We start from the raw sequence: 21,805 nt of genomic DNA on the forward strand, positions 1-21,805 counted from the left end.
TGCGTCGGGTGCGTCGGGTGCGTGGTGGTGGGCCGGGTGCGTGGTGGTGGGCCGGGTGCGTGGTGGTGGGCCGGGTGCGTGGTGGTGGGCCGGGTGCGTGGTGGTGGGCCGGGGACGGAGTCACATGCCCTGCTCCGCCTGGGACTTCAGAGCGGCGAGCCAGCTCTGCAGGGACCCGTGCAGGGCCAGGCCGAGTTCCTCGGGCGCCGCGTCGACGGGGGCGCCGCTCCAGGACTCCTCTGTGTGGACGGTGGTCTGGTCGCCGGTCTGCGCGAACGTCCACACATGGATTCCGGTGATGCCGTTGGCGGGGCCGCCCCACACGATCCGCTCACCGGGGATCAGTTCGCGGACCGTGGAGGTGATGTCCAGGCCGTGGGTCTTCCAGGTGAAGGAGGCGCCCGGCACCAGGGGACCGTTGAGGACGGCCTGGTCGACGTCCTTGTTCCAGTTCGCCCAGGCGCCGATGCCGGTGTGCAGGTGCCACACCGCCTCCAGCGGGGCGTCGATCACGATGGACAGGCGGGCGACGACGGGGGCGTTCTCGTCGATGGTGAACATGGCGGGTTTCCTCTCGTGGTGACGGTTCGTGCGGGTCGGGTCAGGACGTGTGGGTGCGCGAGGCGGCCTGCTGCGCGGGAATCGTTTCGGCTGCCCGGCTGTGCGGGCGGCCGTGGCGCGGGAGGAGCAGAGCGAGGAGGGCGGTGGCGGTGAGGACGGCGGCCGAGAGGGCGAACGCGGTGCGGTAGCCGGCGGTGAGGGCCTCCAGGTGCGGCCGGTGGGCCGCGGCGTCGGTGGTGACGGAGCCTGCGAGAACGGCGAGTACGGCGAGGCCGATCGCTCCACCGACCTGGCGGGTGGTGTTCACCAACCCGCCGGCCAGGCCCGCGTCCGCTCTTGGGACCCCTTCGACGGAGAGCGCGGTGAGCTGGACGAAGGCGATGCTCAGGCCCAGGCCGATCAGGACGCTCGGCCCGAGTACGTCCGTGAGATAGCTGCCCTGGGCGCTGATCCGCGAGAGCCACAACAGCCCGCCGGCCTCGGCGATCAGGGCCGCCGTCACGGTCGCCGTCGCTCCGATACGGCGAGAGATCCTCGGCGCCAGCGTGGAGCCGAGCATGTTGGCTCCGGCGAGCGGAAGCTGGCCCAGGCCCGTCACGAGCGGACTGGAGCCGAGCACCTGCTGCTGGTAGAGCGGCAGGAAGAAGAACAGGGCGATCCAGACCGACCCGAACAGCGTCATGAGCACGTTCCCCGCCCCGACCCGCCCAGTGGTGAAGAGGCGTGGGGGCAGCAGCGGATTCGGGTGGCGTCTCTCCACCAGGACGAACACTGCAAGGAGTACGGTCGCGAGGGCGAACGCCCCGAGCACCTGCGTGTCCGACCAGCCGGAGCGGCGTGTGGTCGTCAGCCCCCATACGAGGGACGTCAGCGCGAGCGACACGGTCGCGGTGCCGAGCAGGTCGAACCGTCCTCGCTCGGTCGCGGGCGTCGAGGGCACGTGCACCGAGGGCACGAAAACCCCTACGGCGCCCAGGACGAGGAACGCGCCGATGGCGACGGCGTGGAAGATCCAGGGCCAGCCCCATGCCTGGGTGAGGACGCCTCCCAGGAGTACCCCGGCTGCGCCGCCGGCGCCGGACACCGCCCCCCATACCCCCAGAGCCCTGCCCCGCCCGGGACCGGGCGGGAACAGGTCCATCACCAGCGCGAGCGCGGCCGGGGCGATCGCGGCGGCGCCGAGGCCCTGCACTGCGCGAGCAGCCAGCAGGGCCATGGGCGAGGTCGCCAGGCCGGCCGCCAGGGACGCGTCCCCGAAGAGCCAGAGGCCGGCCAGCAGGACCCGGCGGCGGCCCAGAAGGTCGGCCGCCCGGCCACCGGCCAGCAGTAGCGCCCCGAAGGCGAGACCGTAGGCGTTGACGGCCCAGATCGTGCCGCTGTCCGACAGGCCGACGCCGGCCCGTATCCGGGGCAGGGCCACGTTCACGATCGACGTGGCGAGCATGACGGTGAACTGGGCCCCCGCCAGTGCCGCGAGGGCGGCCCCGGGGCGGGCGGTGGTTCGGGGGTGCTTCCGCACGACACGCTTCATTGTGTGGTCAACCACTCACTAAGGGGGCCGAAGAAGAGGCGGGGCGACGACGCCCCGCCGACAGTGCCCACCGGACCGGGTCGGGGACTCAGTAATGCCTGATGCCCGCCGACAGAGTCCGGCTCCAGGGGGCGTCCACCTGGTCCGCCCCCGTCGAGGCGATCAAGTGGCACAGCATGCCGCGGGCGAAGAACTCCTGGACCTGCTGCTCACTGCCGCCCGAGGCGCCGCGCACGTACTCCACCAGCCGGGCATAGCCCTGGCGCACGACCTCACGCACGGCCGGTTCCGAGGCCGCCGCAGCCTGCGCCTGGAGCTGAATCAGCATCAGGTCGCTGTCGCCGATCAGCCTGGCATAGGACTCCCCCATGGCCGCCAGCACAGCTTCCGCGTTGCTCCCCCGGGCCTCCGCCACGGCCCGTTCCAGACTGGTCCGCACCTGCACGAAGCAGTGCTCCACGACGGCGACGAACAGCGACTCCTTGCTGGGGAACAGCCGATAGACGTACGCCTGGGAAATACCGGCCGCCTTGGCGACCTCGGTCGTGGTGGTGCCGAAGTAGCCGCGTGCGGCGAAGGCTCCGATGGCCGTGTGCAGCACCGTTGCGCGGCGCTCCTCGGCGGTGGACAACTGACGGGGACGTTCCGGCTTCATGTGAGTACTTAACCACTCACACTTTCACCGGTCAAGCCCTTCCCCCGGTTCACGTCAGCCCCTCGGCGCCGCCCCCTCGACGTCACTCTCCGCGGCGCTTTCGGCCTGCCAGCGCAGAAGGTCTCCGGGCTGACATTCGAGCACCTCACACAGCGCGGCGAGCGTCGTGAAGCGCACCGCCTTGGCGCGGCCGTTCTTGAGTACGGCCAGATTGGCAGGAGTGATCCCCACGCGTTCGGCGAGCTCACCGACGGACATCTTGCGCTTGGCCAGCATCACGTCGATGTCAACGGCGATCGGCATCAGATCACCTCGTCCAGTTCCGCCTGCAACCGGGCCGCCTGGACGTCGCGCGCGACGGCCTTGGCGAGCAGCATCCGCAGCACGAGCACGATGAGCGCGACCCCGAGAACCGCCAGCCCGACCCCGCCGAGCAGGAGGACCACACCCGGGGCAACGGCCTCACCCGGAGCGAGAAGGAATCCGAGTGCGAACACCAGGAGGGCCGCCACCACGAATGCGCCGATGACGATGTCCACGTACCGGAAGGCAGCGTGGGAGAACACCGTTCCACGTCGCACCATCGTCACCAGCCGCCACACGCACGCCAGGACGACCTGGCTCGCCACGACACCGAGGACGGTGATCAGGAGGAACGGCGTGCGCAGGTGGGCCACGTCCGCGTCGAGCCCCTCCAGATCGACGGCCAGCAGGGGCACCATGACCGCCTCCACGAACACCGAGCCGGCGAGCAGCACCACGAGCACGGCGCGCAGCGCAAGAACGGGCAGCTTTCCCATCATCCCTCTCCTTCGATCGACCTACGATGAAAAACTATCGATATTCGATAGGAGAGGCAAGCCGTGACGACGATTGCCCGGAGAGCGCGGGAGAACTGGAGTGCGTGCGTGGGAGGTGTGGCGGCGCGGGGAGAACGTAAGGGCGCTACTCGGCCTCGGCGGTCGTGATCTGTTCGAGAACGTCTGTGTAGAGGGAGCGCTTGTCGGGGCGGACGTGGACGGCGGCATGCCGGAGAGCGGGGATCGCCGGCGCGCCCATGGCGATGAGCCCCTCGGCCGCAGCCCTGCGGACGGCGGGATGGGAGTGCTCCAGCATGCCGGTCACGGCGGGGATCGCGGGTGCCCAGGCCGCGTGGCAGAGGGTCCGGATCGCCGTGCGCACCAGGTCCGGCTGGGGGTCGTCCAGCAAGATCGACGTGTGGTGCAGATAGGTCTGCCGGTCCAGCATGGCCCGCGAGGTCCGGTGGGCGTGCAGCCGGACCCTGGGTCTGGGGTGGCACAGCAGCTCACCGATCAGGTCCCGCAGGCCTGGGTCCTGGTCCGGGTCCGGGCCGCCGTGTCCCTCGGCCAGTCGCGTGAGTGCCTGCCGTATCCGCACCGGGTCGCCGGTACGGGCCATGGCCAACAGCTCCTGGCGGGAGGGGGGTTGCGATGCTCCTGTCGGTGCGGCCGGCGCCCGGTCACGGAGCGCCGCCAGCGCGGCGGCGTCCTGCCGAACGGAGTCCGGGCAGCGCAGCGGACCGTCGACGAGGAGCAGCCTGTCCGCAAGGTCGTCGCGGCCTTCGGCGCGCAGTCGCCGACGGGTCTGCGTCAAAGCCGGGGTCCGCAGCAGGGATCGCCCGCAGAGCAGGTCGAGGAACCCCCAGGCGCCGGCGTCGAGGCGGTCGCCCAGGTGCTCCGCCAACGCGTCGGCGGGGACCCGTTGCAGCGCCCGCCCGGCTGCCGAGCTGCTGGACGGCGGGTCGTGCTCCCACCATTCCAGCAGCAACGGCGCCAGCGGTTCCAGGTCCCACGGGTCGAGCCGGCCGGCCACGAGAGCCACCCGGTCGTGCAGGATGTCGTGCGCACGCAGTTGCGTCTCGTCGAAGGCGCACAGGGTGCGGGCCAGGTCGGCCCCCACTGGTACGTCGATGCGGCCCTGCAGGAATGCTCGCAGCACGGGGAGTCTGGTCTCGGGCTCGGGCCACTCCAGGAGCGCCAGGGCCGCAGTGTGCCGGCGGTCCGGAGCGGATTCCTGTGCTTGCAGCATGGCCAGCAGGCGCTCCCGCAGGGCGGTCGAACGCGGCTGGTCGAGGTCGTCGACGTGCACCGTCCGCTGCCGCGGCGCCGGTGCGTGGATCGTCTCGGTGATGGTCCAGGGTGGTGCGTCGAGAGGCTGGAGGTCGGTCATCCAGTCGACGAGGGCGGCGCGGACCCCGGGGCCGGCGAACGCGTGGACATCGATCAACGCGGCCAGGCGGTCCCGGGAGCCTGGGATGCCGTCGCGACTCCGGCAGAGTCGGCGGAATTCCCCCAGGGCGCCCGGTGTGCGTGCTGCGGCATCCAGCGCGGCTCTCCACTCCTCGGCCTCGGCCGGCGCGGTGACGGCAGGGGACTGCGGGACCGCGAACGCGTCCCGCAGCACGGCGGCCTCGGCCTGCCGGGGGTTTGCGTTCAGCCGGACCGAGGCGAGTGACTGCTCAAGGTCGGCGCGGACCAGCACCGCACCGAGGCTGCGGAGCAGGGGCAGGATGGACGGGCCGCCCGCGGGTGCGGCGGGCAGCGCGCGTACCGCGTCGGCGACAGCCGGCCTCAGAGCCGCGGGGAGAGTCGGCGCGACCGCCTCGAGTACCGCCATGAGGTCGTGCCGGTCTTCCGCGGGGGCCTCGGAGAGCCCGTCGAGCAGGACCCCGGTGCAGCGGGCGAAGGCCGCCAGTTCCTCGGGCGTCCAGGGCGCAGGGCAGAGCCGGAACGTGAGTCGCAGTACGCGGCCTCGCAGAGCGGGCTCGGAGCCGGCCAGGCGAAGCCAGTCCGGCAGCATCGGCCGCAGCGCCCGCAGGAGGGCGGGGTGTACCGGCTCGCGCCGTGCGGCGATGCGTAGCGCGACCGACGGACTCCAGCCCTCGGCCGTCAGCGACGTGACGTCGAGCTCCGCTCCGATCTCGGCTGCCGACCGCGGCGCGGCGGCCGGGGTGATCCCGTGCTGTGCCATGATCGCCGCCAGGTCCCCGATCGCCCCGGAGGCGAGGCCGACCCGGCCGGTCGCCACCAGGGCGAGCAGGGTCGGTGCGACCGGTGACGCCTGGTCGTCCAGTGCACGGACCGAGCGCGCCGACAGGGTGCGGTCGAGACCTTCCAGCAGCAGTTCGCGGGCGCGGGCGTCTTCGCTGTGTTCGGCGGCGGCAAGGACGGTCGCCGGGTATGCGTCGCCGAGGATGGCGCGCAGCGCCTCGATCAGCGCGCTGCGCAAGCCTGGATTGTCGTGACGCCCGAGCCAGGCGAGCAGAGCCGGTACCGCCGTGGGGCTGCCCGCACCGACCAGAACCGCGGCGGCGGTCTTCTTGATGTTCATGTTCGGATGACCGAGACATGCGGCGATGGCGGTGGAGGCCCAGCGGGCCCGCGCGTGGCCGAGGGCGAGGAGCGCCTGCCGGACGGTCTGGACGTCCTGGGCTGCGGTCAGCGTGATCAGGGTCGCCGACAGCGCGTGAGCGTCGTCCCCCGTGGTGTCGCGGGCCAGCAGGGCGATCACGTGCTTGCGCACGTGCCGGTCGCGGTGCCTGAGCAGGCGGTGCGCCCGCGCCCGGGTGCCCGCGAAGGGGGCGCGGAGCAGAAGTTGGAGCAGGATCGCCTGCTCACCGCTCGACAGACCGGGCCGGTCCAGCAGATCCAGCGCCATGGTGGCGACCAGTGCGTGTCCGGCCTCTCGTGCAGTCGCCGCGTCGAGCAGGCAGGACGGTCTGATCCGTCCCCGTTCGTGGAGACGACGGCCCAGACCGTGCACGGCGTCCAGGATCTCCTGGGGTACGACGGGCTCCCCGGCCGGCTGTCCGCCGTCGCGGCGCGGGGCGGCCCCGCCCGGCTCCCGGGACGCCGCCAGCTCGGCCACGATGCGCAGGAGCAGGTCCGCGATGACCGGCAGCGTGCCGGCGCCGCCGTGGGCGGCCAGTCTGCACAGAGCCGTCACCGGGTCGTCCGGGTCCAGATGGGAACTCAGGAGGGCCATTTCCTGCTCGTCCGGACCTCCGAGATCCGCCGCGATGCGGGCCGGCAGATCGGCGGGGTCGAGACGGACGAGGAGGGCGCGCCGCTGCGACGGATCGTCGGTCAGATGCCACACGACCTCGAGAGCGTGGTTCCGTACCGGGCGGAGATGCGGCGCGATCACGCCCGCCGTCTCCGCCGTGGCGAGACCGAGCCCTTCCCTCAGCACCGTCAGCGTCCGCTGCCCGCCGATGGCCTCCAGAGCCGCCAGGGCCGCTGCGGGCACCGAGGGCAGGAGGGCGATCACGGCGTCCTCGGCGTCCTCGGCGGCCTCGGCGGCCTCGGCGGCCGCGGCGGCCGAGGGGCGCAACGCACGGATCGCGTCGAGGAACGGCCCCGGCACGGGAGCCGAGGGAAGGAGCCGTGTGATCGCGTCCGCGATCGGAAGCTCCCCCGTCCCCTGCCGGGCCAGGGCGACCAGCAGCGTGAGCCGCCGCGGCCAGCTCGGATCGTCGGCGGCCGCGTCCATCAGCACCCGGAACATCACCTGCCGGCAGGTGAACAGGATCGTCGCGACCTCTCGGGGCGCAATCGAGTGATCGGCCAGCGCCAGGCCGATGAGGGAGGGGACGTGCTGACCGTCCGGGAAGTGCCCGCGCCGGTGGAGCCCGCGCAGGCATGTCACCGCCGGCCCGCCGAACAGCAACGGGTCCCGTGCGGCGATGGCCGTCACTGCGTCGATGTCACCGCGTTCCGCCAGGTCACCGAACAGTTCCATTCCGCGTCGGCGAAAACCCGGTGGCAGATCCGGATCGTCGATGACCTGCCACAGCAGGCGGCGATGCCCGTGACGGGCCGCAGCCGCGAGTGCGGCACGGGCCACCTCGGGATGTGCGCTCGCCGCATCGGCGGCCAGAAAGGGAGTCAGGCGGCCGGACGGCAGGGAATCCAACGCCGCCCACGGCTCGCCGAGTTCGCCCAGTGCGGCGACGGCGACGTCTGCGCTGCCCGCGTGCAGCAGGCCGAGCAGGTGTTCGCGGACCCGTGCGGGAGCCAGCAGGCCGGCGTGCAGCCCCTCGCGGGCCAGCCGCAGCGCCGCGGCCTGCAACACCGGGTCGCCGCTGTCCACCAGCTCGTTCACGAGTTCCTCGGGCCGGTGCGCGCAGGCGGCGGTCGTTTCCCGCACGGCCTGGTAGAGCAGTTCGCCCGGCGGTTCCTTCCGGATCACGGTCGGCTCGTTCACCAGCTCGGCGCGCAGCCAGGCGATCCGTACCCGTGCCGGCAGCTCGGCCGTACGCCACGACGGCCGGTGGCGGGTCACCGGGAGATACGGTCCCAGGCGCTCATGGAGCCGCGCCAGGACGAGCAGCGCCTCCGGTGATCCCTCAAGCGATACCGGCAGCAGACCCGCGAACTCGGTCATCTCGAGCTCGCCGCCCGTACGGCCCGACATGACGCGCTCGTTCAACAGGACCAACCCCAGCTGCCGCAGGCGGGGATCCTCATGCCGGACCAGGGCTCCGAAAACGGCCGGCGTGCAGAGCTGCGCATCAAGACGGCTGGTCGACCAGGCGACGTCAGCGCGACGCAACGCATCGTGGAAGGGCTTGTCTGCGGGCGTCGTCATCGTCGGATGCTAACCGGGACGTTCCTGCCCCCACCAGCGAGAATCACCCGATGCGTTGCGCACCCCGCCGATGCGCCCGGCCTTCCCCGGGTGACCACTGCCACTGCCCCTGCCGTTGCCGTAGCCGTGGCCGGGAGGGTGCGGCTGACCAGCTACAACATCTGCGGCCACATGTGCTCCGGTCCCCCGTACGATCCGGCCCGCCGGGCGGGGCCGTGGCCGCCGAGGCGGATCCGGGGGCTGGGGTGCCGACCGGCTCTTCCTCCAGGAGGTCTGCGAGCACCAGTACCGCAGGCTCCTCGACCGGCTGGGCCCGCTCGGCTACGCCGGGTTCCACTGCGCCACGCTCCCGGCCGGGAACCCGGCCGTCTGCGAGGGCCACGCGTACGGGAACGCCGGTTCTGGTACGCGGGCCGGTCGTGGAGACGGCCGCACTCGGCTTGACGGTAGGCGGCGAGCGCGAGCCGATCCCGGTGCCCTGCGCCCTGAGCTCCCTGGAGGAACGGCCCACCTGGTCCTGCTCGGTCCACCTGTACTGGGACGACGGCACGCTCGCGGTGCCCGGAGCCGACCGGCTGGCGGCGCAGGCACGCCAGTGGCTGGACGACGGATTCACGGTCGTCCTCGGCGGGGACGTCATCCACTCCCCCCCCCGGCACGGCCACGCTGTCGCGCTTCTACCGGCCGGAGCGGGGGGACGGCGCCGACGGGTCCTTCACCGAGGCCGACGAGAGCGACCCCGAATGGTTCGATCCCGCCGTCTGCCCGCCCGCCGTGACGCCTGCATGCCGGTCGGGCGAGGCGACCTTCGGCGCGAAGAAGCTCGACTACCTCTTCCTCAGCATCCCGCACTTCCAGGCGGCGAGCGCCGACGTCCTCCCCCTCGACACCGCGGTCTCGGACCACGACAAGCTGCGTGTCTCGGCCGACACCTGACCCTCGATCACCACGACGGCCAAGCGCAGCTCGCAGCACCGGCCCGCCTGATCCGCGTGCCGGCTCCGTGCGCCGGCTCCGCCCGTTTGTAGCCGGTCCGCTCACACCGGCCCGCCCCCGGCCCGGACCGCAGCGCTCCGCAACGCGCTGCTACGGTACGGGTGTCCGGTTGATCCCGGACCTGACCCTCAGACAGGGACGCACTCGGCAAGGGCGCTCCGCCGGTTCGCCCGGCACGTGACCTCGCCGACGGCCCCCTGCGCCGTGCATGGAGCCGGGCCGGCAGGTTGGCCGGGACGCCCCTGAGTGCCCGGAGCCGGTCCGCACGGCAGCGCCGGTCCCGCCCGGCGGTCGCCCACGCCGGGCCCGCCCGACCTCGACCATCACTGCCCAAGGAAGCGCGCATGACCGACCAGAGTCCTCCCACCGCCCCGGACACCGCCGCGGACCCGCTGCGCAACGTCTACCTGCGACTGGCCGCCGCCGAGTCCATACCGCCGGAGGCTGCGCACCAGTTCGGCTACCTGCGCCCCGTCGCCACCGACCTGCTGGAGGGCATCGCGTACGACACCCCGGACAACGTCCGTCTGCTGGACGACCAGGACGTCGCCCGGGTGGACCGTGACGTGCTCTACGCCGCCGCGCGCGGCAACCTGCTCGCCGAACCGGTCGGCTACGACACGCTCCAGCGGCCCGGCGGCGCCGTACTCCACATCATCGGCGGCGACTCCGTGTACGCCGCCAGCAAGGCGCTCGTTTTCGAAGAGGCGGTCCGCGCCGCAGGCGGTCCCGAACTGCCCGCCGAGGGAGCGCTTCTGACGGTCCCGAACCGGCACAACCTCGTTTTCTACCCGCTCGCCGACCGCCACGTGGGCGAGGCCGTCAACGATCTCGCCCAGTTCGGCCTCGGCGCCTACGAGGACGGGCCCGGGCGCCTCTCGCCGCGGGTGTTCTGGTGGCAGGCGGGCACCCTGACCTCGATCACCGTCTTCGACGACGAGACGAAGACGATGAGCATCGCTCCGCCGCCCGAGCTCATGGACACGATGCGCCGCCTCGCCGGCACCGGCGCCTGACTTCTCGGGCTCCGCGCGGACGAGGCCAACGCAACCGGCTGGTCCAAACCACTCTCCTGCGCATCCCGCCTGGTCCGCAACGCCCGGCACCGCACCTAGGGAGTGTCGTCTTCGCGCCGGTCGACGAGGATGACCGCCACGTCGTCCGCCAGGGGGCTCTGCGTGTGGCGGAGCAATGCCAGGTGCAGGTTCTCCAGGAACGCCTGCCGGGTGTGGTCGCGCAGGGTCACCATGGCCGCGGGCAGGTCGAAGAAGGTGCTGTTGCGGTCGCGGGCCTCGATGACTCCGTCGGTGCACAACAGCAGCCGGTCCCCCGGTTCGAACGGATAGCTGTCCGTCCCCACGGGTGGTCCGCTGATGAATTCCTCAAGACCGAGCGGCGGCAGGGGGGCGGTGGGCATCAGAGGCCGGACCACACCGTCGCGCATCAGCAGCGGCGGCGGATGGCCCCGGTTGATCACCTCGATGTGAGGGCCGTCGGGGATCTGCGCCACGAGCGCCGTGACGAAGCTCTCCAGGAGGGCGTCCTCCCCGCCGGCCGTCTCCGCGTTCGTATCCGTACCCGTGCGGGAACCCGTACCCGTACCCGCACCCGCACCCGCGCCCGCACCCGCACCCGCACCCGCACCCGCGACGATGGCATCTCGCCGCAGCGCCGCTCCGCAGTGGTTGATGACCTCCACCAGGTCGTCCTCGTAGTGCACGGCCTCCCGGAATGCGCCGAGGACGACCGCGGCGGCCCGTACGGCGGGCAGGCCCTTGCCGCGGACATCCCCGACGATGATCCGGACCCCGTAGCGGGTCTGGACCGCGTCGTACAGGTCTCCGCCGATCTGGGCGCCCTCCTCGGCCGCCAGATACATGCTGGCCGCGTGTACGGGGCCCAGCCGGTCCGGCACCGGCCTCAGCAGGACCTCCTGGGCGGCCGTGGCGATCCGGCGGACCTGGTTGAGCTCGCCCTCCCGGCGCGTACGCGCGGCGCGGCTCATCATGAAGCTCGCCGCCGTGACCAGGGACAGGGCGAGGAAGTTCGTGTAGACCTGCTGGCCACCCCAGGCCTGGTTGTAGGTGGCCGTGGTCACGCTGACGCCGACCGCGACCCCCGCCGCCGCGAGCGTGCCCGTGGGGCCCATCGTCAGCGCCGCCAGCGCGGGCGTCGCCACCAGCAGGGGACCTGTGTACACGATGTGCGCGGGCGTGAGCTCGATGAAGAGCACCAGCAGGGCGAGCGCGAAGGGAAGGCACTCCGCGAGCGCGAAAAGGATCTGGTGGTGACCGCCGGCTCCCGGTCGCGGGGGCGAGCGCAAGGGCGCTCTCATGAGTACAGACTGCCTCGCCGGGACGCATGGCCGCCACTCCGGTCCGCCGCCCCCGTGGGCGCCCGGCCACCGCCCGAACCGGGTCCGATGCGGAAACGGGCGCCATCCGCGCCGCCTTCCGCTCCGGACCGCCGCTTTCATCCGGCGTGCGGATCTCCTTGGCTGCTCGACGACGACACCGCCGACGAGCGCGAGAGGCCCCTTTTCTCTTCATAAGTTGAAGTGGCGAATCGCAGCGAATGATGCTGAAAAGAAACACAAAAGCCTGGAATGCGTGAACGCAGAGGGTAATGGCAACGTTGCCATCTCGTTAATAATTCACTTCTTGACGAGGGTGGCGGCGCCGAGTTGACTGCCTCTACCTCGGCCGCAAGGACACGGCCTCGTCAGGGAGGTTTACATCGTGAACGCACCACTGTGTCGTGCCGCCGTTGCTGTCGCCGTTTCCGCGCTCGCCGTCTCGCTCACCGCTTGCGGCGGTGGGGACGATGCCGACGGGAGCCCCGCGGGCGCCGAGAAGGGCGACGCCATCAAGGTCGGCCTGCTGCTTCCGGAGGATCAGACCGCGCGTTACGAGAAGTTCGACAAGCCGCTGATCGAGAAGGAAATCGCCACGCTCACGCGCGGTAAGGGCCAGGTCGTCTACGCCAACGCCAAGCAGGATGCGGCCGCCCAGAACGCCCAGGTCGACGCGATGATCGCCAAAAAGGTGGATGTCCTCATCATCGACCCGGTCGACTCTAAGGCCATCGCCGGCTCGGTCAGGAAGGCCAAGGACGCCGGTATCCCGGTCATCGCCTACGACCGTCTGGCCGAAGGCCCGATCGACGCGTACACCTCCTTCGACAACGAGGACGTGGGCACCGTCCAGGGCAAGTCCCTGCTCGAGGCGCTGGGCGACAAGGCCAAGGACGGCCAGATCGTCATGATGAACGGTTCGGTCATCGACCCGAACGCCAAGGACTTCAAGGCCGGTGCGCACGCCGTCCTCGACGGCAAGGTGAACATCGGCAGGGAGTACGACACGGTCGGCTGGAAGCCGGAGAACGCCCACACCAATATGACCGCGGCGCTCTCGGCGCTCGGCAAGGGCAAGATCGTCGGCGTCTACTCGGCCAACGACGGCATGGCGGGCGGCATCATCACCGCCCTCAAGGCCGCCGGTGTGTCCCCCCTGCCCCCGGTCACCGGCCAGGACGCCGAACTCGCCGGTGTGCAGCGGATCGTCGCGGGCGAGCAGTTCATGACCGTCTACAAGCGGTACGCCCCCGAGGCCGCCGCCGCCGCGGAGATGGCCGTCGCCCTCGCCAGGGGCGAGAAGATCGACGGCATCATCAACCAGCTCGTCGACAGCCCGACCACCAAGCGTGTGCCGTCCATGCTCGTCCCGGGTGTCGCCCTGACCAAGAAGAACGTCAAGACCACCGTGGTCGACGACGGCGTCTACACGATCGCCGAGATCTGCACCGACCGGCTCAAGGCCGCTTGTGACGAGATCGGCCTGAACTAAGGCGTCAGGGGTCGGCCGCACGGTGACACCTCGGCGCCACCCGGCCGACCCCACGGCCGCCCCGCCTCCGGAGGGCGGCGAGGCTCACCCGGCCGTTACCCGCTCTGCTCGGGGGCGGTCGGGCGGAGTACCACGACTTCCGGCCCGTAGGTGACGACGAGCCGCCCGCACGGCGCAGCCGTGAGGAGGCCCACCGGGAGCGGGAGCAGGTACTCCTCGTCGACTTCGCGCCCTGTGGCCGGATCCCGGAACTGCACGGTCTGCGCGTTCCCGATGGCCACCGTCGGCCGTCCGTCTCTGACGGTGACGGCCATCGCCCCGTTGAAATCCGTCCGCGAGGGCTGTGCGCCGCCGATCTGCCGCATGGCGACGAGATCCCACAGGCGCACGGTCTTGTCGCGGCCCTTGCTGATCGCGGCGGGCCGCCCGTCCACCACCGTGGTGGCCACCGACGTCACCCAGTCGGTGTGGCCGGTCAGTGGTCCGCCGATCTGCTGACCGGAGGCGAGGTCCCACAGCCGTACGGTCTTGTCCCAGCTTCCCGTGACGGCGACGGGCCGTCCCTCCAGTACGGCCGTGGCGACGGCGGTCACCCTGCTGGAGTGCCCGGTGAGAGGCTCGCCGACCTGCTGACCGGTGGCGAGGTTCCATATGGCCGTGGTGCGGTCCGTGCCGGCTGTGACGGCGACGGGGTGACCGTCCAGGGTGGCGGTGGCCAAGGCCAACACCCGGCCGTGGTGGGTGAGAACGGGTTCATGGACGTCTCGCCCGTCGGTAAGGTCCAGGACGCGCAACGTGGCGCCCGGACCAGCGGCCACGACGACGACGCGCCCGTCCACGGCGGCCGTGGTCAGGGCGGCCGTCTCACCCTCGAGGCCCGTCATGGGGGCGGCGGCCTGCCGCCCGGTGGTCAGGTCCCATGTCCGCAGGGTGCGGTCCGCGCCGGCCGTGACGGCGACGGCACGGCCTTCGAGTACTGCTGTGGCGACCGCCAGAACGGGTCCGGTGTGTCCGGCGCCGCGTGGGGCGGTCTCACGGGCGCCGGCGAGGTCCCAGATGCGAAGGGTGTGGTCGGCGCCTGCGGTGACGGCCACCGGACGCCCGTCCGACATCGTGGTGGACACGTCCCAGACCTGACCGGTGTGGCCGGTCAGCGGTGAGCCCTGCTGACGGCCGGCGGTCACGTCCCACACCCGTACGGTCTGGTCGAGTGCGGTGGTGACGGCGAGGATGCGCCCCGTGTCCTGCCCCGTGTCCCCCTCCGCCGCCGCCGCCTCCGCCTCCACGGTGGCCATGCTCCACACCCGCTCGGTGTGCCCGGTGAGGGGCCGGCCCACGGGCAGCCCGTTCGCTGCGCGTACCGTCACCGTGCCGTCCTTCTCTGCGGTGAGCACGACCCCGTGATCGTCCCGCGCCGCACCGCTCCCGGCCGTGCCCCGTATTGCGACCCTGACGGTGCTGCCCCGGCTGGACCCGCCGTTCTCACGGCCCGAAAGCAGGCACCACAGCGGTTCCTGCTCCTCCGCGTCGGCTGCAGGGGCAGGCGACAGGCCGTTCGGAGTGATGCGGTGGATCACACGCATGCCGTCCGCGCGGCAGTGCCCGGTCGTCAGGTCCCAGATGCGCAGGGTCCCGTCCACTCCGGCGGTGAGGGCCACAGTGCACCCGGCGAGCACGGCGGTCTCGTGCCCCCGTATGGACATGCCGTCCTGGCGGGCGGGGGCGAGGTCCCCGATGAGCTCGGGCTCCTCGCCGTCGAGCCCGACGGCGACGACCCGCCCCTTCACGACATTCACGGTCGACACGTCAGGCCGGTTCTCGGCTTCGGAGAAGGCCGGGTCGTCGCCCCGGGCGAAGTCCACCGGGCGGCCCGAGCTCAACTCCCACACGCACGGCTCCTGGTCCACCTGGGAAGTGACGGCGACGAACTGCCCGTCGAGCACGGCGGTCCTCACCACCTCCAGGGACTGCCCCAGTTCGCTGCCCGTGCGCAGATCCCATACGCGCACGGAGCCGTCGACGTCGGTGCTGTCGACGGTGAGGACGACGCGGCGCCCGTCCAGCATTCCGAGGCCGGTCGCCGAGGGGAACACGCGGACCCGGTGGCCGGTGAGCAGGTCCCACACGCACAGGGTCCCGTCCGCTCCCCGCGTGAGGACGACACCGCGCCCGTCCAGCACGGTGCTCTCCACGAACCTGACGCATTCCCCGGCCGTGCGGCCGGTGGCCAGGTCCCACACGAGTACCGCATCATCGGCGTGCAGCGTGAACGCCACGACCTGCCGGTCGGCCACCGCCGTGGCCACCGACCGGACTTCGGCCGTGATCGACGACACCGGGTCGGTCGGACCGGTGACGGGATCATGGAGTGGGGCGCCCGTCGCCATGTCCCACATGCGCACGGTGGTGTCGCGGCTGCCGGAGACGGCGACCGTTCTGCCGTCGACCACCGCCGTCGCCACCGCCGTCACCGGTCCGCTGTGGCCGACGAGGATACGCATCAGCCGGTGGTCCGGCCCGCTCGCCCAGTCCACGGTCCATGCGGCGGGGGCCTCACCGGGCAGTTCCGCCACCGCGAACGACGCGGCCAGCTCCCGGTCACCGAGCCGGGCGGCGTCCAGGGCCAACACCTGACGGCGGCAGGCGGCCCCGAGGGCCCGGTGGACGTCGACCGAGGTGCGGTACACCGCCGCGACGAAGCGGGCCTCCGGATCCCGCGCCCGTTCCAACAACTCGAGCACGCGCCCCGGTTCGGCCGCGACCAGAACCCCCGGATTCGACAGCATGGCACTCGCATCGTGGGACGCACCCTTGGAAGACTCAGACGACTCAGACATGACGCAGAGGCTAGGCTCTGGTTCTGACATCGCGTCCTTCCTCAACCGGTCCTGCGGGGACCGAGCCCTCGGGCAGTTCACCCCCTGACTGCTCGGAGGCGCGGCGCTGCGGGCGGGAGCCTTGTGGTGGACTCGCCGCCGCGAGCCGCCACCATCGGCGACCGCTTCAGCGCCGCAACCGCATCATGTGCCGTCCTCCTCCTGGCCGCCGCCGGCGCCCCAGCCCGACAGCGGGCGGCAGGCTGCCGCGGGAAGGTTCAGCGGGTGGGGAGGGTCAGGGGCACGGGGAGGGCCGAGACGGTCGGGGGCAGGACGGGGGGTGCGGCCGGGGACTGCGTTGCGGGGGACTCCGCGGAGCGGTTCCCCGCGGCCGGGTCCGGTGTGCGGGGCGTGCTGGTTCCGCACAGGGACTGGCCGGTGAAGTCCCTCATGGCGGCGTCGGCCGGGTGCGGGATGAAGGCCGTGTTGTCCGCGGTGAGGCGCTGATACTTCATCAGGTTGTATCCGAGGGCGAACTGCCGGGTGCCGTCCGGGCTGGACATCGCCCACGTGCCGGCGCCGAAGACGCCACCGTCGTGGCCCCACGCCGGGCCGCACGGCGTGTCCAAGGAGTAGATGCCGAGGCCGTAGCGCATGCCCACGGCTCCCGACTCGTCCTTGACGTCGACGGTGGTGCGCATCTGGTCGAGCTGGCGGCGCGGCAGCAGGTCGCCGGTCAACAGGGCTCGGTAGAAAGTGTTGAGGTCCTGCGGGGTCGAGATGAGGGCGCCCGCGGTGCCGGCCCAGGTCATGTTGTAGACGCTGTAGTCGCGCGGCGGGTCGATGAGCCCGTAGAAGTTCTCGTACATGCGGGCGTGGGCGCCGCGGATGTGCGGGTCGGTTCCGGGGAAGTAGGTGTCCCGCAGGCCCGCCCGCCGGATCACGTCCTGGGTGATCAGCTTCTCCGGGTCCTTGCCGCTCACCTTGCGGAGGATCTCGCCCAGCAGCAGGTAGTTGGTGTTGGAGTAGGTCCAGTTGGTGCCGGGCTCGAACAGTTGCGGCGCGGCCACTCCGTACCCGATCAGCTCGGCCGGCCGTATCGTGCGGAAACGGTGGTCGTCCAGGCTGGTCGTGGCCCCCTCCTTGAGGGAGGGAAAGGCTTCCGCGATGTAGTCGTTGATCCCGCTGGTGTGGTTGAGGAGCATGCGGACGGTCACCTTGCGGCCGCGCTCGCCGGGCAGGAGTTCGGGCACGTAGTCGCCGACCGGCCGGTCCAGGTCCACCCGGCCCTTCGCGGACTGCTGGAGTACGGCGACGGCGGTGAACGTCTTGGTGACGCTGCCGACGCGGTGGCGGAAGTCCGGGCGGACCGGGCGTCCGGTGGAGACGTCGGCGAGACCGGCGGCGCCGTCGAAGCGCTGGCGGCCGTCGCGGACGGCGGAGAAGATGCCGTACACACCGGCCTCCTGGACCGCGTTCAGCCCGGCCTGCAGCTTGGCCCGGTCGAGGTGCCGGGCCTCAGCCGGGGCTTGAGCGGGCAGCGGGGCCGGGCCTGCGGCGCCGGCGGCCGGAGCGAGGCCGGCCAGCAGCGCTACGGCGATGGCGCTCGCAGAGGCGGCGCGGCGCAGTCGCCGTACGCGTCGGTCGGCGGGTCGGACGGCAGGACGGTCGGCAGAGCGGGTGTGGGGCACGGCGGCTCCTCGGCGGTGGCCCGGTAGGGCCCGGCGATCTTGGTCACCTCGATTCTTCGCCCCCGACCCTGGGTGGAGCCTCCTCCGCCAGGACGAACCGGGCATCAACCTGCAGAAGGAGAAGCACCTTGACAGGCCATTACATTTGTCACGTCACCCCACGTCACCCCACGTCGCCTTCACATCACGTCCCTTCCCGGCACCTCACCTTGCTAGCCCGGCAGGGCCACCTCAGGGCGGGCGCCGGTGGCCATGGCGCGACGCCAGATGAAGAGGGCGAGCGTCATCACGAGGATCAGCGCCGTGAGGATGACCAGTTCGATGCCCTGGGTTTGCCAGGTGAAGGACTTCTCGGACTCGGCGGTCACGATGAGCACCTTCCGGACACCGGCGATCATGCCGACCACGAGGAAGGGTTCCGCGTTCAGTGCCTGGTCGCGGATGGTCAGACGCACCGTGTGCAGGAGCTCGGCGACGATGAACAGCACCAGGCTGCTGTCCAGTGCCGACAGCACGATCGCCTGTTCGTCGTAGGGTCCCCGGAAGGCCGCCACGACGTCGCCGACGACTCCGACCGCCAGCAGCGCGGCGAGCAGCACCAGGAACGCGGCGACGATCAGATGGATGACGTCCTCGGCCGTCTTCAGGGCGACCTGCACGCGAACGCCCTCGATCTTCTTGGACACCCCTGTCATGGACGGCATGCTAGATCCACCGTACGAAGGGAAGCGGGCGCGGCCCGTGGCCGATCGGGTGACGGGTCAGGCGCGGCCGCTTCGCCCCGGGGCGTGGCGTCGAAGTCCCGTCCGGCCGGGGCGGCACGGCGGACGGCTCGGGAGAACAGCCTGAACCGGCGGGTCCACGTCGCTCCGTCGAGCGGGTCGACGTACCGACCGGCCTGCGGGTCGACGACGCGCCGGCCGTAGCCGGTGCGCGGGCCGCAGAGCCACAGGACGGACGCGGCGTCAGGTCCACCACGTGGGCCGCGCGCGCCCGCCCACGCCCACCCACGGGCTGGCGGGGCCCCGTTGCTCAGAAGGTCCACCGGGTGTGGGTGTAGACCCCGTCGTCCCGGCCGAAGCCGTACGCCGTGTCCGGGGCCACCGCGAAGACCACCGCCGCACCCTTCCGGAACTCGTCACCGATCCCGTGGAAGGCGCCTTCGGGCGAGGTGATGTGCCGCCCGTACTTCGCCTCGTGCGCCGCGATCACCTCCTCCAGCAGCGCCGGATCGGTGACCTGCCGCGCCCTGCCCTCGACCACGAGGTCGAGGCCCTCGGTGAGCGAGTTCCCCCCTGTGGTCAGCGCACAGTGCCCGTCGTGCGCGAGGTTCTTCGCCTTCTGCTCGCCCACGCCGGTGGAGAAGTACAGCACGCCGTCGTGCCAGGCGGCGATCACCGGAGTGACGTGGAGGCGGCCGTCGGGGCGCACCGTGGACACCCAGAAGATCTCGGCGGACTCCAGGTGCCGCTGGGCGTCGGCCCACTCCGTGGCGGTGACGTCCGCGGCACCGGGGCGGGGATTGAGGGCGGAGCTGTAGCGTGCGTCGAGTTCGGTCGTGGGTTGCTTCGCGCGTCCCTGTGTTGACATCGCGGATCTCCCTTCCTCTCCCCTGTATAGACCGGCTGCCCCCGCCGGAATCATCGCCACGCCGCCCGTCCACCGGCGGCTTGCCCCCGCCGACGACGGCCGCGGCCGGGGGCTGGTTCTGCGTCTTCTGCGACGGGGCCCTGCCACCGGAGTGGAACGTGGACGGTTGCGGGCGCTGACCGCAAGGGCGTGCAGCACCGGACCTCCCCCTCCGCGGAGCCCCGTCGGCTACGAGGACGCGATCAGGTCCAGGAGCGGCGCCAGTCCTCCGGGGCGCTGGTCGACCGGCAGGTGGTCGACGAAGTGCACCGGGCAGCCCAGGGCCCGCGCTCCGCCGTCCGCGGTGCGGTCGTCACCGACCATCAGCACATCGGCGGGCGCCAGGCCGAGCCGGTCGCAGGCGGACTGGAAGATCACCGGATCGGGCTTCTGCGTGCCCAGTTCGAAGGAGAGCACGTAGGCGTCGACGAGCCCGTCCAGTCCGTGCGCGCGGAAGACCGGCCGGAGGTCCCATCCGATGTTGCTCACCACGGCCACCGGGATGCCCCGCCGCCGCAGTTCACGCAGCGTCGGTTCGGTGTCCGGGTAGGGCCGCCAGGCGGCCGGGCTCATGTGGCGGTCGTACAGCGCCTGCGTCAGCTCCGGCGTCAGCCCGGCCGCCTCGGCCAGGCCGCCGTAGGCGGCGCGGTGCAGTTCGGCGCTCATGTCCCGCTGCGTCCAGAGCGTTTCGAGGTGCGCGGGCATGTGCCGGGGCGCCGGCCCGCCCGGCAGTGCGCCGTACTCCGTCAGCCGCCGCACCGTCCCGGCGAACTGTTCCCCGGCCAGCGGGATGCCGGTCGCCGCGAGGGTGGCACGGAGCCACTCCTCGGTCGACTCGATGCGCAGCAGCGTCCCGGAGAAGTCGAACATCACACCCTTGATCATGTGGTGATCGTAGGGCAGGCCGGGTCAGGTGGTCATGTGGTCGGGTGCAACCGGGACGGGGTGAGCGGTGAACTCTCCGTGCTTCCGTCGACGGCGGCCAGGGCGCTGCCCGCCAGCCAGGTCCGCCAGTCCATGTTCCAGTCGCCGATGCCGTTGTCGAAGGGGGCCATCTTCTCTCCCCCGCTGTTGACCACCTCCACGATGTCCCCTTCGCGGACCGTCCGGAAGAACCAGGCGGCGTTCTCCGTGCTCATGCCCGTGCAGCCGTGGCTGACGTTCTCCTCGCCTTGTGCCTCGACCGACCAGGGTGCGGCGTGGATATATTCGCCGCTCCACGTAACGCGCGTCGCGTAGAGGACGGGCAGGTCGTAGAACTCCTTGGTGCCGCGCTTGATGCCGACGCTGTCGCCGCGCATCCGGACCTTGGGCTCCTTGCGCAGGACGACCTTGATGCCGCTGCGCGTCCTGAACCCCGCCTTGCCGGTGGTGACCGGGATCGTTCTGATGACCTGTCCGTTGCGGCGTACGGTCATCCGGTGGGTGGCGGAGTCGGTGACGGCCTCGATCCGGTCCGCGATGGTGAACTGCAGCGCGTCGGAGGGGCCGCCGTAGCCGTGGTCACCGACCTCGACCCCGTCGAGTCCGCTGCGGACGCGGACGACGGTGTGCGCGGGCCAGTACGTACGCGGCCGGAAGTGCAGGGTGGATTCGTCGACCCAGTGCCAGGCGCCTTCGACGGGGGGCTCCGAGGTCACTTCCAGTGCCTGCTCCAGGCGGGCACGGGCCGTGAGGTCGTCGGCGGGCACCGGCCGGCTGAGGGCGGCCGTCACGATCTCCCCCGCACCGTACGTACCGGGGCGGGGCCCGAACTCGACCGTCAGCCTGCCCCCGTCCGCGGGCGGTGCGGTCCGGAACGCCATGGTCACGCCGACCGGCGTGCCGGCCGCGTCCTGGGCGCCGACCTGCACGGTGTAGGTCTCCCCCGCCCGTAGCGGCTCGTTGTTCAGCCAGCGCTCGCTGTGCAAAGCGAGTTCACCGGAGAGATGGCGGCCGTGCCCGTCGCGTACGGTCACGTCCGTGAGGCGGCCCGGTTCCGCGAGGGTGATCTCCAGCGGACCGCCGGCGTCCGTGGGGAGGACCTCCGTCCGTACCGCGTGCACCGCATCGCCGAGGGAGGGTTCCTTCAGTACGGATCCCACTCCGCGCGCGGTGGCCCGTACCCGCTGTTCCTGCCAGCCGCTGCACAGTCCGGGCCGGAACATGCGGACGTCGCACCGCCCGCCGCCGGTCTCACGGCCCTCGTCCAGCACTCTCCCGACCAGCAGGGTGAGCGCCGCTTCCCGCGGGGGACCTTCGAACGTCCCCTCCGAGCTGTCCGCACCGGGCGCCCGGCCCGGTGCCGCGGCGACGACCAGCATGGCCCCCGTCACCGCCGCAACGGCGCCCCACGCCTTGGTCGGTTGTGTCCGTCGCATTCGTGGCATAGCCGTATCAAACCGATGGGGAGTCAAAATGATGATCATGGACTCGCCCTCCGGGCGAACGGGCACCCGAAGTGAACTCGTACGGAGCACAAGCCCACCCGC

General features: G+C 71.7%; 16 protein-coding genes. 3 read left to right on the forward strand and 13 right to left on the reverse strand.

From position 1 onward, the window contains the following. Positions 1-120 precede the first annotated feature (120 nt). The 6 genes from ACWGIF_RS20760 to ACWGIF_RS20785 form a co-directional block, all read right to left on the reverse strand. Positions 121-561 carry an SRPBCC family protein gene (locus ACWGIF_RS20760; RefSeq protein ID WP_453499383.1) on the reverse strand — a complete coding sequence of 147 codons (441 nt, stop codon included), beginning with the start codon at positions 559-561 and terminating at the stop codon, positions 121-123. A 40-nt stretch (positions 562-601) separates the two neighbouring features. Then, entirely contained in the window at positions 602-2,080 is a 1,479-nt protein-coding gene (locus ACWGIF_RS20765; RefSeq protein ID WP_453499385.1) for an MFS transporter, read from the reverse strand. A 100-nt stretch (positions 2,081-2,180) separates the two neighbouring features. Then, positions 2,181-2,747: a TetR/AcrR family transcriptional regulator gene (locus ACWGIF_RS20770; protein ID WP_453499387.1), complete on the reverse strand. Its 567-nt coding sequence runs from the start codon at positions 2,745-2,747 to the stop codon at positions 2,181-2,183. Between the two features lie 54 nt (positions 2,748-2,801). Then, a complete protein-coding gene (locus ACWGIF_RS20775) occupies positions 2,802-3,050 on the reverse strand; it encodes a helix-turn-helix domain-containing protein (protein ID WP_453499389.1) in 249 nt (82 codons plus the stop codon). Beyond that, positions 3,050-3,547 (reverse strand): DUF2975 domain-containing protein, encoded by a 498-nt coding sequence (locus tag ACWGIF_RS20780; protein WP_453499452.1) that lies wholly within the window; start codon positions 3,545-3,547, stop codon positions 3,050-3,052. The genes ACWGIF_RS20775 and ACWGIF_RS20780 overlap by 1 nt, the downstream gene beginning before the upstream one ends. Positions 3,548-3,692: 145 nt before the next feature. Beyond that, the gene (locus tag ACWGIF_RS20785) at positions 3,693-8,357 is read right to left on the reverse strand and encodes a HEAT repeat domain-containing protein (protein ID WP_453499391.1); all 4,665 of its coding nucleotides are present in this window, start codon (positions 8,355-8,357) and stop codon (positions 3,693-3,695) included. Between the two features lie 774 nt (positions 8,358-9,131). Here ACWGIF_RS20785 and ACWGIF_RS20790 point away from each other — a divergent pair. Together ACWGIF_RS20790 and ACWGIF_RS20795 are read left to right on the forward strand one after the other, a co-directional pair. Further along, entirely contained in the window at positions 9,132-9,293 is a 162-nt protein-coding gene (locus tag ACWGIF_RS20790) for a hypothetical protein (RefSeq protein ID WP_453499393.1), read from the forward strand. 404 nt (positions 9,294-9,697) lie between these two features. Further along, positions 9,698-10,369 carry a hypothetical protein gene (locus ACWGIF_RS20795; protein ID WP_453499395.1) on the forward strand — a complete coding sequence of 224 codons (672 nt, stop codon included), beginning with the start codon at positions 9,698-9,700 and terminating at the stop codon, positions 10,367-10,369. Positions 10,370-10,464: 95 nt separating this feature from the next. Here the strand turns inward: ACWGIF_RS20795 and ACWGIF_RS20800 are convergent, their stop codons facing one another. Next, positions 10,465-11,688, reverse strand: coding sequence for a PP2C family protein-serine/threonine phosphatase (locus ACWGIF_RS20800; protein ID WP_453499397.1), 1,224 nt, complete (start codon positions 11,686-11,688; stop codon positions 10,465-10,467). A 415-nt stretch (positions 11,689-12,103) separates the two neighbouring features. Between ACWGIF_RS20800 and ACWGIF_RS20805 the strand changes: the two genes are divergently transcribed. Then, a complete protein-coding gene (locus ACWGIF_RS20805) occupies positions 12,104-13,198 on the forward strand; it encodes a sugar ABC transporter substrate-binding protein (RefSeq protein ID WP_453499453.1) in 1,095 nt (364 codons plus the stop codon). Between the two features lie 95 nt (positions 13,199-13,293). On the opposite strand, the gene ACWGIF_RS20810 is transcribed toward ACWGIF_RS20805, so the two are convergent. The 6 genes from ACWGIF_RS20810 to ACWGIF_RS20835 form a co-directional block, all read right to left on the reverse strand. Next, a complete protein-coding gene (locus tag ACWGIF_RS20810; RefSeq protein ID WP_453499399.1) occupies positions 13,294-16,035 on the reverse strand; it encodes a WD40 repeat domain-containing protein in 2,742 nt (913 codons plus the stop codon). A gap of 257 nt (positions 16,036-16,292) precedes the next feature. Then, complete coding sequence (locus tag ACWGIF_RS20815) at positions 16,293-17,705, reverse strand: serine hydrolase domain-containing protein (protein WP_453499401.1); 1,413 nt, start codon at positions 17,703-17,705, stop codon at positions 16,293-16,295. Between the two features lie 212 nt (positions 17,706-17,917). Further along, on the reverse strand, positions 17,918-18,400 hold the full coding sequence (locus ACWGIF_RS20820) for a phosphate-starvation-inducible PsiE family protein (RefSeq protein WP_453499403.1): 483 nt from the start codon (positions 18,398-18,400) through the stop codon (positions 17,918-17,920). 337 nt (positions 18,401-18,737) lie between these two features. Next, positions 18,738-19,295 carry a pyridoxamine 5'-phosphate oxidase family protein gene (locus tag ACWGIF_RS20825; RefSeq protein ID WP_453499405.1) on the reverse strand — a complete coding sequence of 186 codons (558 nt, stop codon included), beginning with the start codon at positions 19,293-19,295 and terminating at the stop codon, positions 18,738-18,740. 228 nt (positions 19,296-19,523) lie between these two features. Beyond that, positions 19,524-20,219, reverse strand: a complete 696-nt coding sequence (locus ACWGIF_RS20830; RefSeq protein ID WP_453499407.1) for an HAD family hydrolase — start codon at positions 20,217-20,219, stop codon at positions 19,524-19,526. Between the two features lie 32 nt (positions 20,220-20,251). Further along, positions 20,252-21,694: an Ig-like domain-containing protein gene (locus tag ACWGIF_RS20835; RefSeq protein ID WP_453499409.1), complete on the reverse strand. Its 1,443-nt coding sequence runs from the start codon at positions 21,692-21,694 to the stop codon at positions 20,252-20,254. Positions 21,695-21,805: the final 111 nt, after the last annotated feature.

This window comes from Streptomyces sp. NPDC054849, from assembly GCF_053610945.1.

Coding starts and splice junctions, on each gene's coding strand:
- ACWGIF_RS20795 (WP_453499395.1), top strand. CDS start 9,698: ATGACCGACCAGAGTCCTCCCACCGCCCCGGACACCGCCGCGGACCCG.
- ACWGIF_RS20835 (WP_453499409.1), bottom strand. CDS start 21,694: ATGCGACGGACACAACCGACCAAGGCGTGGGGCGCCGTTGCGGCGGTG.
- ACWGIF_RS20820 (WP_453499403.1), bottom strand. CDS start 18,400: ATGACAGGGGTGTCCAAGAAGATCGAGGGCGTTCGCGTGCAGGTCGCC.
- ACWGIF_RS20825 (WP_453499405.1), bottom strand. CDS start 19,295: ATGTCAACACAGGGACGCGCGAAGCAACCCACGACCGAACTCGACGCA.
- ACWGIF_RS20770 (WP_453499387.1), bottom strand. CDS start 2,747: ATGAAGCCGGAACGTCCCCGTCAGTTGTCCACCGCCGAGGAGCGCCGC.
- ACWGIF_RS20830 (WP_453499407.1), bottom strand. CDS start 20,219: ATGATCAAGGGTGTGATGTTCGACTTCTCCGGGACGCTGCTGCGCATC.
- ACWGIF_RS20800 (WP_453499397.1), bottom strand. CDS start 11,688: ATGAGAGCGCCCTTGCGCTCGCCCCCGCGACCGGGAGCCGGCGGTCAC.
- ACWGIF_RS20775 (WP_453499389.1), bottom strand. CDS start 3,050: ATGCCGATCGCCGTTGACATCGACGTGATGCTGGCCAAGCGCAAGATG.
- ACWGIF_RS20780 (WP_453499452.1), bottom strand. CDS start 3,547: ATGGGAAAGCTGCCCGTTCTTGCGCTGCGCGCCGTGCTCGTGGTGCTG.
- ACWGIF_RS20760 (WP_453499383.1), bottom strand. CDS start 561: ATGTTCACCATCGACGAGAACGCCCCCGTCGTCGCCCGCCTGTCCATC.
- ACWGIF_RS20785 (WP_453499391.1), bottom strand. CDS start 8,357: ATGACGACGCCCGCAGACAAGCCCTTCCACGATGCGTTGCGTCGCGCT.
- ACWGIF_RS20810 (WP_453499399.1), bottom strand. CDS start 16,035: ATGTCTGAGTCGTCTGAGTCTTCCAAGGGTGCGTCCCACGATGCGAGT.